The sequence below is a fragment of the Chryseobacterium sp. GW821-FHT04C04 genome (assembly GCF_059420365.1).
Window position 1 is genome coordinate 277508 of sequence record NZ_JBWKTO010000006.1, and the last position, 14018, is coordinate 291525.

Sequence of the window (14018 nt, forward strand, 5' to 3'; positions counted from 1 at the left end):
AAAGGATGGGAATTCTCACACTTTCATTAGTAATATTTCTAAGTGTTTTCTATTTTTCTGACAGTAATGGCTGCGTTTTTATACATAAAAAAGTTTCGGTAAAAAATTACCGAAACTATACTTTAAGGGTCATCAACTCTTCTTTTATAAAATCAATGACTAAAGAATTCAACTTTTTGTTGATCCTTTTCTGCTCTTCTTTTTCAATAGTAGTGAAAGCTGCCGGGAAGTCTTTTTGGAAATCCTCTAAAATATCCTGTGAAAAAAGGCCAATAACCTTACCTATGATTTTAGGTTCGAATTCGCCAATTTTGCTTACCACGTTATTCAATCTGTTGGCAGTAGCATATTTTTGTATTTCTGCCCAGATTTCCTGAGCTTTTTCACTGAAATGGATCTGTTTCTGAACAGTTTTACCTTCTTTTCTAACCATTTTGGATTTTTCGACCCATTTTTCATTCTTATTTTTCAGAATGATTCTTGCACCGTTTCCAAAGTATTGGGTTTTCAAGGTTTTTACAATGGTACCTTCACACATATTATCTTCCAGTTCAGGAAGTCCCAGCCAAGCCGGAATTTTTGAATTGAAAACATTGGGGAATCTCAAAGCTTCTTCCAAAGTTCCCTGGAACAAGATTTTAGCATAGAAAAATCCTGTCTCCTGAAAAATCTGATTGACAACTTCTGTATCCAAATAGGTAATCCCATTCAGTTTAATATCGAAAGCGTAAAATTCGTTGTGAGGGGTATATTCAATACCTTTCTGTACCTTCACAGCATCTTTTACCGGTTCCACTTCATTATGTTTGTAGCCGCCACCGAACAATTCACCGTAGATTACCACCGTTTCAACATCCGGATAGATGGTTTTCACTTTTTGAAACACTTCTATTACATTTTTTCTGTAGCGTTCCAACATCTGATGGGCATTGAAAAATTTCTCATCTTTTTCGATGAAAGCAGTTCTCTTCGCGATTTTAATTTCCTTTCCATCGGTAAAGAAAGAGAAATTAGCTCCGTGAACTTTTTCCTGTACAATGAAAACCTCATCCCCAAAACCCTGCATCCTGATCTGTTTGATCACGCGGGTCTGGTAAGCATTTTCTATAGCGTTATATGTTTTGAAAATCATTTTGTTTTAGTTTTTAATCATTTCTGATTCATTTTTCTTCATCTGGGTAATGTGCCTTTGGGCATGAAGGGAAAGAAAATAAATATATTCATATACATTGATTTTTCCCAGCTCATTCACCGTCATTGTCGTTTTATACAATAGACCTTCCCCATTTTTCATCACCTCTAAGTATTGCAAACACTGAAGATATTGCTGAGTAATCAAGCTTCTTATTTCATCCAAGCTTAATTCTCCTTTCGGCTCCATATGTTCTGGCCTTATCCATTCAAAAGCAGCATACTCACCTACTTTGTCAAAGTTTTCTTTGTTAAAACTGTAGTTTTTCATTTCAGATTCCAGATCAAGATTCAAAGAATTCTTCATTGCTTTCTTGGAGCCTTTTTCAATAAGGATCAGCAGATAAAAATTCGTAAGATAAATATGCTCTAAAATCTGTTGAACTGTCCAGCCTCCGTTTGAAGGCTGACCATTCAACGTTTCTTTATCTTTTTTGAACCATCCGTCCACCTCATCAAAGGTGAATTTCAGATGTGTTTTTATATCCTGAATATATCTAAAAATGTCCATTACAATTTTTTAAAGTTTTGCAGCAGGCTTAAGATATTCTCCTTTCCTACCGGATTCATAGAGTGACAATAGAATTGTGGAAGGTCTAAATAATTGTCCATGCAATATTCTATCAGCCATTTGGCGCAGTCGTATCCTGTCTTTTCAACATATTCCTGAGAATACTGTTTCAAATAATGTGCATCTGCAAGGTCATGGTCGAAAGAAATCATTTCCGGAAGTCCTTTTTCCAAAATCCTGTTGACAAACTGTTCGTGATTCCGAACGATATGCCAGTCACTTCTAAGGAATATATCCTGTTTGGTATAATGATAGGCTTCAATAGGATATCTTATATCATCCAGAAATAATAATCTTTTTGTCTTTTCCATGATTTAACTTTTTATACATTCTTTAAGCTTCCAGCTTTATTACACCATCATATCAGCACAATTGGAACTTGCGAAGGCAAAAGGTTTTGCTTTAAACACATATCCCATTCCCAGAATGTATCCCATTGCATCTTTTAATGCTACATTGGATTTAAAATCCGGGTCGGTATTAATGTCTGCGTGTACCTCCATTTCCACCCCATAAGTATCCAGCACAGAACAGATAGCGTACGCAATTTCAACGGATTTGTTGACTTCATTCAGCATTCGCTCCTTGATACTGATACTCTGTATTGCTCTTTCTTTTCTGATAAAGGTAAACGCTCCTTTTCCTTCACGAATAAATACCACCGCCGTAGCATAATTGATGGCATCTCCATATACATGAGAGTCTGATCCCACACATACTTTCAGACGGTGTCCGTCTGCCTGTTCGCGAATGATGGCTTCTTCTACCAGCTGTGTGATAGAGTGTTGGAAAATTTTCCCGTTCATATTCTGCCATGTTTGTTGTTGCGTTTCCATTTTTTCTACATGTTTTAAATTTATAAATGATTATTGATAATTAATAAACGATAACGAATCGTTAATTTCTATTTTTTGCACTCCGAACCGGACTCGAACCAATACCATCAGTTTTGGAGACTGAGATGCTGCCATTACACGATCAGAGTAAATGCTGTTAATCCATTAGGACTCGAACCTAAACTACAAGAATCAAAATCTTGTGTGCTGCCTATTACACTATGAATCAAGGTTTAAATTTATGCGTAATAAGTAATTGATAATGAGTAATGCAAGAAACTAGTCAGGTATCAATGATTCCTCATTGCTTATCATTCATATTTTTGCGGAACAGACAGGAATTGAACCTGTACCTTTAGTTTTTCAGACTAACGTGCAGACCTTCTACACCACTCTTCCGATTATAATTGATCATTAATCAATTATCATTCATTAGTTGGTACGGGAAGAGGGATTCGAACCCCCAAAAGCTTGATCCTAAATCAAGAGTGTCTACCATTCCACCATTCCCGCAGGTTTTTTTATGAGTAATGAGTAATTTTTTTATGCTGTTTAATTACTCATCATCCATTGCTTATTACTCATATTCTGTACCTCTCCCCAGACTCGAACTGGGACTTTACGGGGTTTAAAGCCGTTTTCTCTGCCCATTGGAATAGAGAGGTGTAATTTATTAGTAATGAGTAATCGGTAATTAGTAATATGAAAATCTATGGTTATTACTCATTATTCCTTACTCATTACTCATATTATATCTAGGTTTGAGAAAGCTCTGTCTATTGATAAAACTATGCCTGTTAGTGTTTGTAAAGATCTTCTGCGCTTGACAAACCTTTCTCATTTCCTAATTGTATTTTGTTTTAAAAAAGTAAAAGGCTGTCTCTGTTTTTATTGATTAAAGATCTTCTGCTCTTGACAGTCCTTTTTTCTTTTCTTCTTTTTGTGTGAATGGTAACTGGCCAATTTTTTAAAAAAAAATCTGAACTTTCATGGTATTATATTAATTCTATATTGACCAGTCATTCACATCCAGTACTCTATAAGGGAATCGAACCCTTATTTTCTGCTCGAAAGGCAGGCGTCCTCACCGTTAGACGAATAGAGCTTTAATCCACTGACCAGGAATCGAACCTGAACAACAAGAGTACATTTCCTGCATGCTGCCATTACATTATCAGTGGTTGGGTGGAAGTAGTAGGATTCGAACCTACTCAGCTATGAAGCAACAGATTTACAGTCTGCCCCGACTCTCCAACTTCGGCGTACTTCCGGATTTCATGAGTAATTAACAATGGTTAATCAATAATTTCTCATTTTCATTTTAAAAAGAAAAGGCCTGTCTATATTGAATGTTTGACTAAAGATCTTCTGCGCTCGACAGCCTTTTTCTTTTATTAATAAAGGATATTTCATAAGAGTGATTGCATCTCATCACTCTTTTATTGAGATGGTTATGGGATTCAAACCCACTCAGTTTACACAACGGTTTTGCAGAACGCCCCGACTCTTCCACTTCGGCGAACCATCAGATTTATAAAAAATAAAGTTTGCTCTGATTTTATTTGATGTAAGAACTTCTGCGCTTGGCAAACTTTATTTTTACCTAAAATTTTATAAATGATATTCTTCATTATAACTGTTCTTTGGAGAGATCAGAAAAAGCTTGTCTGTACTTTTGTGTTTGGTGTAAAGATCTTCTGCTCTTGACAAACTTTTACTTTTTCTCCTGAAACAATTAACAATTAGTTACCTTCGATTTTGGAAAGACTCGAACTTTCAACTTCCGGTTTAACAGACCGGTGCTCTAACCAATTGAGCTACAAAATCATTGTAATTCCGGAAGGACTCGAACCTTCAACCTTCGGTGTATCAGACCGATACTCTAACCACTTGAGCTACGAAATCATTTGTATTCCATAAGGGGATCGAACCCTTGTCGTCCGGTAGAAAGCCGAATGCACTTACCACTATGCTAATGGAACAAATTGTCTGGAAAGCAAGATTTGAACTTGCGACCTCCCGCGTCCAAGACGGGTAAACAACCACCGTTATCTTTCCAGCTTTGGGGTTCACTTCGGTTTCTTTTCCGGGAGACAGCCGGATTGGAAATTTTCCATGAACCTTTTTGTGATTCCGAGAGGATTCGAACCTCTAACCCTGGGTTTAGAAAACCCATGCTCTATCCAGTTGAGCCACGGAACCGTTTGGTAATCCCAGAAAGATTTGAACTTTCAACTCCCGGTTTAAAAGACCGGTGCTCTAACCATTTGAGCTATGAGATTGTTTTAATTTTGAGAATCGTCAATAATCAATTTCGCTTCGCTTGTCAATTTTTAATTTCACAATTCACATTTTTGTAATCCCAGAAGGAATCGAACCTTCAACCTTCGACGTATCAGGTCGATGCTCTAACCACTTGAGCTATGAGATTTTATATTTTGGGTATCTCCGGGGATCGAACCCTGTTCTCCGGTTCCACAGACCGGCGCTTTACCAAATAAGCTAAAGAAACCATAAAAAAAGCGCCTCTTTTCGGGAGGCGCTTCATATATTTCAACGTAAAAGATCATTAGCTGACCCACGTATATAAGCACCTTTCATCCACAATTTCACTATCAAGAATACACAGAACTCCTGTCGGCTCCTGTCCGAATAGTCTTGAATACTGATTGAATATGTTGTGTAACTGTTTCATTTTATTTTTGTTTGTTTCTAAATTATTTTTAATTGAATCCTGAAAACCTGTTGCTTTCAATTTTCGGTTGCAAAGTAAATATGAATTTTTGGAATCCGCAAATAAATTTTAAAATTAAATAATTGATAATCAATTGATTGCGCATTAATTTTAGAGTAGGGAATTTCTGCCCGCAATATTCTGCAGATATCTTAATTACCTAAATGACTGTCTCTCATTGGGTTGCTTATCACTCTATTTTATCGTATTAAAGTTTCATTGTTAATTAAAAAATTTTCATGTTTATAGTTATTTTTTTTCATTCTAAATAATTTCTGACCTAAAAAACAAAAAACGCCTCGATTTTTCGAGACGTTTCTGTTGTATTTTGATTAATTTTTTACAAGTTTATAGTAAATAATTTCCAAAGTCAGCACATTTCGCCTCATTCCATATCACCTCATCATACCCGAATAACCCTTTATTAGAAGGACTTTCGAATAGTTCTGCATTGATATGTGCTCTTTGTATTGTCATAATTTTCTGGGGCAAAGATAAATATTTTTTGATATTATTTTATAATTTTCACAAGAATGGAGAATAAAACTAAGGGCTGATATCTATTTAAACGCAAAGTTTTTATTCGTTGGAATGATTATTTTAAGGGAGCTAAGAGAGATCAATTAAAATTGATTTGATGAAGCAACTGCTATATCTTTTCTTTAATTTCTGAACATTTTATTTCTTCCTGTCTTGAATCTCGAAATGTCTTTCAAAATTACCTCATCATTGGGATTAAAAAATTTCAGTTCATTCACAATTTCTGAGCGGGTAGCAACTTTCTCTGCAATGATTTCATAGGCTATATTTCGGGTTGCTTCGTGTAATTTCGAATCTTTTTTGAACTCATGCTTCATCGCTTCAAGGTAAGTGATCTTTTTGTGAGCCGGAGTTTTTTGATATAAATACTGTATTTCAGATTCCAGTTTTTTAACATCAAAGATATTGGCAAAGTAATTATTCAAGCAGTTGAATGCATCTTTGTCTTCTTCCCATCCTTTCAGCAGTACTTTTTGTGCATCTTCTGTTTTTTCCATTTTTTTACGAAATATCAAAGAAGCTTTTACCATCTGATTATTGGTAACATAATCATCTGCAACGATCTGATAATAGGCATGGGCATTTTTAAGATCGTTGATTTCTTTATAGAGATCTCCTACTTTTTCTTTCTGCTCCATTTCTTTGTAAAGGTCAATTGCCTTTTTGTATTGCTTTGCTTTTTCATAACAAATTGCTGCATCGGATTTATTATTCAGCTTTTTAAGATAGACTACGGCTGCTTCATTGTAGAATCCTCCATTTTCCAGCGTTTTTGCACCTCTGTAGTTATCCTGCAGCAGATTCATATAAACTCTTGCCGCTTTTTTATAATCATTTTCAGCAATATATTTTTCGGCAAGTTCTTCGTATTTACTACGGATCTTGTCAAAAAGAGAATTTTCCAGGTAGAAATTGCTGCTTCCACTCCCTTTTCTTCCTGCTGAATTCCTGTTGTTTTGTTCTTTATCTTTTAAAGAAGTGATTACAATAAGGATAATAAAGGCGGCTATTAAGAAAATAACCAATGTCCCGATGACACTCCAGAAACTCTCATGGAAAAGCTGGGCAACGATTCCGATGACTTTAAATAGGGCCAACAGCATGAAGGCAGCTATAAATTTGTCTATAAATTTCTGTTTATTCATCATCATCGGAGTTTAAAATGGTTTTATCATCTCTGAAAAGACGATATAAAAGTAGCATCACACAAATCACAAGAACCCACACAAACCAGTTGTATCCAAACATTTCTACCAACGGATAGAACAGATAAATCAGCATCGCTACAAGGATTGCTATTAAAATAAATTTCACCCAGGCAGGTACATTATCGCCACCAAGGTTTAATGATTTATTTTTAAACAGAAACAAATACAATCCTACGCCGGCAATCATCAGGATTACCATATACAGAATATCTGAAACCGGGGCCTTTTTTTCCAACGGTGTTCCTTCGGAGCCTATTCCTTTAACCTTTGATTGATCAATGGATGCAGAAGAAGGATCTACGATATCCAGTGTACCATAAAGTTTCCCCAGTGAGTCCGCCATCAAAGCCTTTCTTTTCTTCAGAAGAAACTTTACAACGTCCCCATTTACAGGTTTCCCTCTGGTATACTGCTTCAGAGAATCTGAAATTTTACGTTCCAGCTTCTCGGTTTTTCCTTCTATATGTTTTGTGATTTTTTTGGTATAAATGGCTTTAAGAGAATCCCGGCTTTGTTTTTCTTTATTCGCAAGCTTTTCGATGTCTCTTCCTATTTCTCCTACTTCTCTGCCACCGGCTTTTTTATAATTTTCTTTGGCTTCTTTTGTTTTGGTTTCAATGATTCCGGCATTAAGAAGTTCTTTAGACAATCCTTTTCTCGTCTGATGATATATAGAATCGATCTTAAGGTCAATTTCCGAGGTTCCGGACTGGAAAGCAATCATATCAGAAGGAGCTTTTACAGCATTGTTTACAATTTTTCCTGAAGAAGTACCATTTTCGTCCTGTTCGGGGTTCTTTTTATCTGAAGGCAATGCAATCCTTAAGACTATAGCTGCAATAATGACTGCCCAGAATATTCTGCGGAAATTTTTTGTTCCTGCACTCTCTATTTTACCTTTGGAACCACCGCCAAATAAACCTTCCAGCCAGGTGAATTTTCCAAAGCCATCCCCTCTGGAAGTTCCCATGACATCCAGAGAAACGCCCAATTCTACTGCTCTTTCAGGATATTTTTCAATGTATTTTAAATACTTTTCTATTTCTTTTTTATTCCCAGCCATTACTTTTTTAAGGTCAAACGGCAGGTTGTTCATCCATTCTTCTTCGGTTTGCTTTGGCTGTAATGTTTCCATCACTTTTTCATCGTCTATTTCAACGGTATAGCTTTCAATTTTTTGAGGAATTGAAACTCCGTTCAAAGGTTTTCTGATACTTTCATCGATAATGCCGGGTTGCTGAATCAATGAGATCCAGTCGATTTCTTCAGAAAGTTTTACCCGTCCGAATTCGGGATGCATAATCAGAAAATGGGAATCAAGCTGCCCCCAGTCTTCCGGATTTATTTTAGGATAAAAAGTAGTATTTTCAGGGATAAAAAGCCTGTTATCTGCACACTGGAAGTAAGCATTCCTGCCTATTTCCTGAGGGGCATGGTCATTAAAAACAAGTAAACAACCGTACAGCACATTGGGACTATTGGCCGGAATTGCATAGGATCTTACCTGGCTTACATCAATCCCAAGCATTTCCATTTCCTGAAGCCATACCACAGGTGAAGAGCCTCTGATCAAAAGCCCCTTTTTGGGATAGTTATTTTTCGGGAAAGGTTTTATTCTAAGCTCCATAATCCAAAATCTGTTCTATAAACGGTTTCAAAAACCTATCACACATATCATCCATTGTTCTTACTTTCAGCAGAGCATGCTCCGGGAGATAATATTCTGAACCTCCAAATTCGGTATAGGTTGCCAAAGAGAGAAATCCATTAGCCGTGGAAGGGATGAAAAACTCTTCAATACTCTTGTTACTGCTTCGGAAAGTCAGCATTCCCCGCGAGTCTGTAATAATCTCGCTCCCATCGGGAAATGTAAATTTATTTTTATGCTGCTCAGCAAAAATTTTAATATCATATTTGCTTCTGGAAAAATTCAGGGTATTTTCTGAGGCACTGTACAATTCATTTCCGGAAATGACTAGATTTTCATAGTGATTGATTCCTATTTTCTGAAAATTATTGATAATCTTCAATCCGCTTCCCTTAAGTTTGGCGACTTCGGCTTCGGCTTTTATGTTATTTTTTTCAAATTCTTTATCCTTTCCGGTAATAGGTTCTACAGAGATATTTCCATCCATATTTATTTTATAATAGGTAGGATTATCCGGATGATGCAGGTAAAAACTTCGCCCAAAATAAGCCAGTTTGCAGGACTCCGGAACATTCATCCCTGTAAGATTCTGCTCAGAATATTCTCCTGTATTAAGATTAAGCTTTGATATTAATTTTTGTTCAAACTGATACTGGCACAGAATAAAATGCTGCTGCCTGTTTTTGGCAAGGGCAAACTGTCCTTTGGGTTTTATGGAAATGTTATCGAATAATACTTCACAGCCATGATGTGTTTTATAGTAATCATAGGAGTGTTTGTCGTAATAGTTATCAGAAAGGTAAGTCTTCAACAATTGTTTTTTCGAACTCAGAATAAAAAATTCTCCTTCATATAAGAATTCAGCAATCTTATTAACAGGGGTTGGAAATAAGACCGGATAGTTTTGCGGAAGATCCGTTTTCTTTCCATTGAAGTTATGAACGGACTGTCTTTGTTGTGGGGGATTGGCCCACAACTCCTGCAATGGAAGTTTTATTTTCTGAATATGTTTTCTGGCTCCTTTGTGATGTTTATAAAAATTAATCTCACCATCTGAGGTGGTAGTGACCAAAAATTTAAGCCGGTTTCTGTTCTGATGAACTACCCGCTGAACTTTTTCATCCTCCATATTCTCCTGATGGGTAATGAAGAAAACTTCAATATCTTTTTCGGTGTGTTCCTGATTAAAAAAATGTTCCAACGCTTCCGAAACTTCGAGAACCGGACTCACCTGATTAAGGTTTTCAACGACTTCTTCCACTTTGTTGAGGGTAATCGGAACACCTGCCTGTCCTAAAGCAAAAACTTTACATTCAGAATGGGCCTTCGGATGCTTGATGACGGCAATGGCAGAAGCAAAAGCCAATACTTTTGGCGTCCCCCAGTTTCTAAGAGAAGTATCAATCAGGATAATTCTTTCGAAAACATTTTCTTCAGGCGGAATTTCTCTTTGAATGTAAAGGGCTTCATTATTGGCTACACGATTCATAAAAACATCATCTTCATTGGCAAATTCGGATAGAAGCATTCTGTGAAAGTCGCCTTTGTTGGTCATATCAGATATCCCTCCAATAGGCTGTTCTCCGGGAGAAAGATGACGCATCGGAATTTTCAGTCCGCTCCAGATTCTTTTGATCAGACTTCCTACCTGAAATGTTTTGGGTTCTTCAATCAATTCTTTGATAAAGTCTTTATCAGTATCTGCCGTTGTTTCTTCTTCTATGACCTCATCATCCAGCTCAGGCTCATCAACCAGGCCCTTCATAGCATCAATGATAGATTGTGCGGTAGGAAACTTTTCGTTGAGATCCAAAGCACTTAAATCTTTGTTTAAAACTGGTGAATCGGCATCTTGCTGTTCTGCACAAGAATCCAGTTCTTGTGGTCTTTTATAATAGATTCTTATATAAGCTTCAGCATTCACTGAAGATATTCTGTTGTGCCCATTGCTGAATAAGGTCTGCAGCAATACAATTCTGTTTTGTTTCTGCTTGTAAACTTTGGGAAGTGATCGTATTTTTTCAAGAAATTCAATTTGTCTTTCCGCATTGAATTCGAAATCCTCACCACTGTAAAACTCAGCGGTACGTCTTAACGGGCCGGCAAAATCTACATATCCGTCCTGCATCGCATACACTACCATAAGCAATGCCCCGAACGGAGGCCAGCCCTGCGGCAGAAGTTCTTTAAGGATCTCCATTACATAAGGCCTGTAAGCTATCGCTCCCACTCCCGGAACCGAGAGGAGATTGTTTTCGTGATACCCGGAATCACCGGGAACATCTTCATCAGTTTTCCATTCCCAGAAGTAATTTTCATAGGACTGGAAATAGGCCTTTAATTCCATTCTCTTGATTTTTCTGTAAGACGAAATGAGCTTACTGACAACGGACGGAAATCTGTTTCTTTTATTAAAAGGTAGTTTCCATTTTCATCCCAAAGCAACCATCCTTCCGACTCTTTATTATATTTCTGCTGTAGCAGCGTACTTACATTTTTAAATTCAAAATCCAGACCTGCCGGCAGTAAATGTCTGTCTTTTGTCCAATAGGTCTTTCCGGGAAAGCTCAATAATGGAATACCCATAAACAGTGCTTCATCTCCCAGAACAGTCCATTTTATTTTTTCAAGTTTAAACCTGGGTAATGCTGCAATACTTTCTTTAATATCAGCAATGTTACTCAATAAAGCAACTACAGATTGCTCTTCATCACTTTCTTTTAATCTTACCTGAACCTGTTCCTGAATTCCAAAATAGTTTTGATTCGAAGGTGGAAAAGTAAGCTGCAACGCCTTGTCTATAGGTATCCAAAGCAATGCTGTTCTCATTTTTTTACTCGGAACCAAAGCCTCTTTCCTGAACAAAAGACCATCCCGAAGCTCATACAGAATAAAGTCCGGCAATTGTTGTATTTCCGGAGCCGCTGCCTGCTCATCAGTAAAACCTCTCAGCCAGATTGTTTCTTCTTCCACTGCAATCTGAATGTTTTTCCAGTCTCTGATGGAGCCAAGAAAATCTTCATTGGGACGGGGAATTTCTGCCCAGAATTCTTTTAAACGCTTTGAAGGATCTTCTGCCATAAGCTTTCAATTTCTTGCTGTATATATTGCTTCTGCTCGGGATTTCTGATCCAGTCACAACGGGTCTGCAGGTATCTCAGTTTATCTTTTATTACATTTTGTTCTTCAAAACTCAGCATTCCACCATTCCATTTTTCCACAAGAATTGTCACATCTTTCATGACTTCTTCAGGATTGGGTGTTTTGTTGTGCATAGCCTGTGGATGGGAATCCGGATGATCATCTTTCTCGATAGTCCTGTTGATAATTCCTTCCAGAATTTCAATCTGTTCTTCTGTATCCCAGATATGTTTCAAGACCCAAAGATCGGAAAGTACCGCTTCTTTTCTTCCACAGATCAGGGCACTGGCAGCGATCAGGTTTTGAAGTTTCACCGCTCTACGGTCTGAAATGGCAATACCTGTATTTCGAAGATTGATGATCGTATTCAGGTAGACTTCATAAATGGGTTTAAGATCTATTGTTCTACACAGATTCTGAAGCTGTCTGATCTCATCAGCATGAATTTCCGGAATTTCCGTTTCTTCTTCATTCTCCAGTTTTCTTCCTGCCAAAAGGACCTGCTGCAATAATTCAGGGTTTACGTAATCTACATTGATTCTTACCAGAAAACGGTCAAATAATGCGTTCAATGCTTCGTCTTCCGGAAGAACGTTACTTGCTCCTACAAACATGAGTGCCGGCAAGTGCTTTGTTTCTTTTCCTCTTTTAAAAATTTTCTCATTGAGGGCCATCAGAAGTGAATTCAAGATGGCAGAATTGGCATTGAAGATCTCATCCAGGAAAACCATGGAAGCTTCGGGCATCATTCCTTCTGTATTGGTGAGAAGCTCTCCTTCTTTCAGTTTTCTGATATCAAAAGGTCCGAATATCTCGTTCGGTTCTGTAAAACGAGTTAATAAATATTCGAAATTTTTGCCGTCTTTTACCGTTTTTGCCAGCGTTCTTACAATTGCTGATTTTGCGGTACCCGGAGGTCCGTACAAAAAGGCATTTTCTCTTGCCAAAAGGCAGATTCCCAACAGATCTACGACATCATTTTTACCTACAAAAGTATCTTTTACGTAGTTAAGAACTGTATTGAGTTGATTTATATTCTGATTCATTGATTTAAAAAATTAAAATTTCCACCACTTTTTTTTGAGGCTTCTCCTCTTCTATACGTACTTCCTTTCATTTCTTTTGCTGAATGAAAATGCCAGTCTCAGATAAGGATCTTTGAGTACCATATCACGGCATTTCAGGAATGCTTCTTTTGTTGGATCCGCTAAAAATTCAAATACTTTCTCATCCATTTTCATTGTTGTTTTCGGTTATCGTTTTTAGTTCTCGCCAGAAAGCGTCTTTGTGTATTCCGAATTCGGCTATTATTAGTTTATTGAGGAACGGAATTTCCGCCAGTTTATAATCTTTTTTTTCAACAATTCTTTCCAGGTATAGTTTCCGGTAGATCTTGTCATTTAATTCTTCCTGCCAATTCATATTTTTCAGATCAAGATCATATCCGATTCCCGAATAATGAAATTGCCTCAGAATATCTTCCAGCATGGCAATCAAAGGATCTTCAGAATCGACAGCGTTTAAAGCCACAATGATCTGCGGTAAAAACCTGAGTGATAAATCTGCGGATAAAATAGAAGAAATATCCCGAGCTCCTTTAAATCCGGGAATAAGATTTTCAATATTTTTTTCTGTATTTTCTCTGATCAGATAAAGCTGTGCACTATGATAGAGAATTTTTGCGGCCCATACGGCTGTTTCCTTGTTACAAGTCAGTTGATCGGATAGAAATTCCAATCTTTCTTTTTCAAATTCGGTTTCAAAATAATCTCCTGCTTCCGCCTCTTCCTGAGGGGAAATTTTCTGTAAGCTTGAAAAAAGAGTAATGCATTCTTCCTTACGAAGTAAAAAGATCGTGTCTAAAAACGGTGACTTGGTTTCCATGATCTAACAAAAATAAAATTATTTCGTTGAGAATAAAATTTTTGTGAAGAAGATTCATGTTAAATGTGGAATTCTATGCTTTTAATTACAATATTGGAAAACGCAAAGGCGCAAAGATGATAAGCATTATGCTATTTTTAAGGCGCAAGAAAATCAAAGATTTTCAGCAAGGTTACAAACCTTATAGGTTTTAAAAACCTATAAGGTTTGAGATTACGTATTCATTACTATAAAGATTGCTCCGTCGCCATTCCTCCTCGCAATG

Annotated in this window: 12 protein-coding genes and 14 tRNA genes; all 26 read right to left on the bottom strand. The window is 37.0% G+C overall.

The window, feature by feature from the left end; translation table 11 throughout:
• Positions 1 to 115: 115 nt before the first annotated feature.
• The 26 genes from AC07UM_RS20790 to AC07UM_RS20915 all read right to left on the bottom strand — a co-directional run bounded on the left by AC07UM_RS20790 (position 116) and on the right by AC07UM_RS20915 (position 13756).
• Positions 116 to 1132, bottom strand: a complete 1017-nt coding sequence (locus AC07UM_RS20790) for an RNA ligase, Rnl2 family (protein WP_494684475.1) — start codon at positions 1130 to 1132, stop codon at positions 116 to 118.
• A 6-nt stretch (positions 1133 to 1138) separates the two neighbouring features.
• Positions 1139 to 1702, bottom strand: a complete 564-nt coding sequence (locus AC07UM_RS20795) for a DinB family protein (protein ID WP_494684476.1) — start codon at positions 1700 to 1702, stop codon at positions 1139 to 1141.
• A complete protein-coding gene (locus AC07UM_RS20800; RefSeq protein ID WP_494684477.1) occupies positions 1702 to 2073 on the bottom strand; it encodes a cyclic-phosphate processing receiver domain-containing protein in 372 nt (123 codons plus the stop codon). The genes AC07UM_RS20795 and AC07UM_RS20800 overlap by 1 nt, the downstream gene beginning before the upstream one ends.
• Before the next feature lie 39 nt (positions 2074 to 2112).
• Positions 2113 to 2598 (bottom strand): ribonuclease H-like YkuK family protein, encoded by a 486-nt coding sequence (locus AC07UM_RS20805; RefSeq protein WP_103232785.1) that lies wholly within the window; start codon positions 2596 to 2598, stop codon positions 2113 to 2115.
• Between the two features lie 78 nt (positions 2599 to 2676).
• A tRNA-Trp gene (locus tag AC07UM_RS20810) sits at positions 2677 to 2747 on the bottom strand.
• Positions 2748 to 2755: 8 nt separating this feature from the next.
• Positions 2756 to 2827, bottom strand: a tRNA-Gln gene (locus AC07UM_RS20815).
• Between the two features lie 97 nt (positions 2828 to 2924).
• Positions 2925 to 2997: transfer RNA gene (locus AC07UM_RS20820), tRNA-Phe, on the bottom strand.
• Between the two features lie 38 nt (positions 2998 to 3035).
• A tRNA-Leu gene (locus AC07UM_RS20825) sits at positions 3036 to 3111 on the bottom strand.
• Between the two features lie 520 nt (positions 3112 to 3631).
• Positions 3632 to 3703 (bottom strand) — tRNA-Glu (locus tag AC07UM_RS20830).
• An 81-nt stretch (positions 3704 to 3784) separates the two neighbouring features.
• Positions 3785 to 3868, bottom strand: a tRNA-Tyr gene (locus tag AC07UM_RS20835).
• A gap of 483 nt (positions 3869 to 4351) precedes the next feature.
• A tRNA-Asn gene (locus tag AC07UM_RS20840) sits at positions 4352 to 4425 on the bottom strand.
• A gap of 4 nt (positions 4426 to 4429) precedes the next feature.
• Positions 4430 to 4503, bottom strand: a tRNA-Ile gene (locus AC07UM_RS20845).
• 5 nt (positions 4504 to 4508) lie between these two features.
• A tRNA-Glu gene (locus AC07UM_RS20850) sits at positions 4509 to 4580 on the bottom strand.
• A gap of 6 nt (positions 4581 to 4586) precedes the next feature.
• A tRNA-Pro gene (locus tag AC07UM_RS20855) sits at positions 4587 to 4658 on the bottom strand.
• A 68-nt stretch (positions 4659 to 4726) separates the two neighbouring features.
• A tRNA-Arg gene (locus tag AC07UM_RS20860) sits at positions 4727 to 4800 on the bottom strand.
• Positions 4801 to 4803: 3 nt separating this feature from the next.
• Positions 4804 to 4880: transfer RNA gene (locus tag AC07UM_RS20865), tRNA-Lys, on the bottom strand.
• A gap of 75 nt (positions 4881 to 4955) precedes the next feature.
• A tRNA-Ile gene (locus tag AC07UM_RS20870) sits at positions 4956 to 5029 on the bottom strand.
• Positions 5030 to 5037: 8 nt separating this feature from the next.
• Positions 5038 to 5105, bottom strand: a tRNA-His gene (locus AC07UM_RS20875).
• Between the two features lie 575 nt (positions 5106 to 5680).
• Positions 5681 to 5809 (bottom strand): hypothetical protein, encoded by a 129-nt coding sequence (locus tag AC07UM_RS20880; RefSeq protein WP_047428305.1) that lies wholly within the window; start codon positions 5807 to 5809, stop codon positions 5681 to 5683.
• Positions 5810 to 5994: 185 nt separating this feature from the next.
• Positions 5995 to 7023 (bottom strand): soluble NSF attachment family protein, encoded by a 1029-nt coding sequence (locus AC07UM_RS20885; protein ID WP_494684478.1) that lies wholly within the window; start codon positions 7021 to 7023, stop codon positions 5995 to 5997.
• A complete protein-coding gene (locus AC07UM_RS20890; protein WP_494684479.1) occupies positions 7010 to 8707 on the bottom strand; it encodes an APC family permease in 1698 nt (565 codons plus the stop codon). Before AC07UM_RS20890 ends, AC07UM_RS20885 begins: the two co-directional genes overlap by 14 nt.
• Positions 8697 to 11075: a hypothetical protein gene (locus AC07UM_RS20895; RefSeq protein WP_494684480.1), complete on the bottom strand. Its 2379-nt coding sequence runs from the start codon at positions 11073 to 11075 to the stop codon at positions 8697 to 8699. Before AC07UM_RS20895 ends, AC07UM_RS20890 begins: the two co-directional genes overlap by 11 nt.
• Entirely contained in the window at positions 11066 to 11809 is a 744-nt protein-coding gene (locus AC07UM_RS20900) for a hypothetical protein (protein ID WP_494684481.1), read from the bottom strand. The genes AC07UM_RS20895 and AC07UM_RS20900 overlap by 10 nt, the downstream gene beginning before the upstream one ends.
• On the bottom strand, positions 11782 to 12915 hold the full coding sequence (locus AC07UM_RS20905; RefSeq protein WP_103234728.1) for an AAA family ATPase: 1134 nt from the start codon (positions 12913 to 12915) through the stop codon (positions 11782 to 11784). The genes AC07UM_RS20900 and AC07UM_RS20905 overlap by 28 nt, the downstream gene beginning before the upstream one ends.
• A 51-nt stretch (positions 12916 to 12966) precedes the next feature.
• Entirely contained in the window at positions 12967 to 13104 is a 138-nt protein-coding gene (locus AC07UM_RS20910) for a hypothetical protein (RefSeq protein WP_494684482.1), read from the bottom strand.
• Entirely contained in the window at positions 13097 to 13756 is a 660-nt protein-coding gene (locus AC07UM_RS20915) for a conflict system bpX4 domain-containing protein (RefSeq protein ID WP_494684594.1), read from the bottom strand. The genes AC07UM_RS20910 and AC07UM_RS20915 overlap by 8 nt, the downstream gene beginning before the upstream one ends.
• Positions 13757 to 14018: the final 262 nt, after the last annotated feature.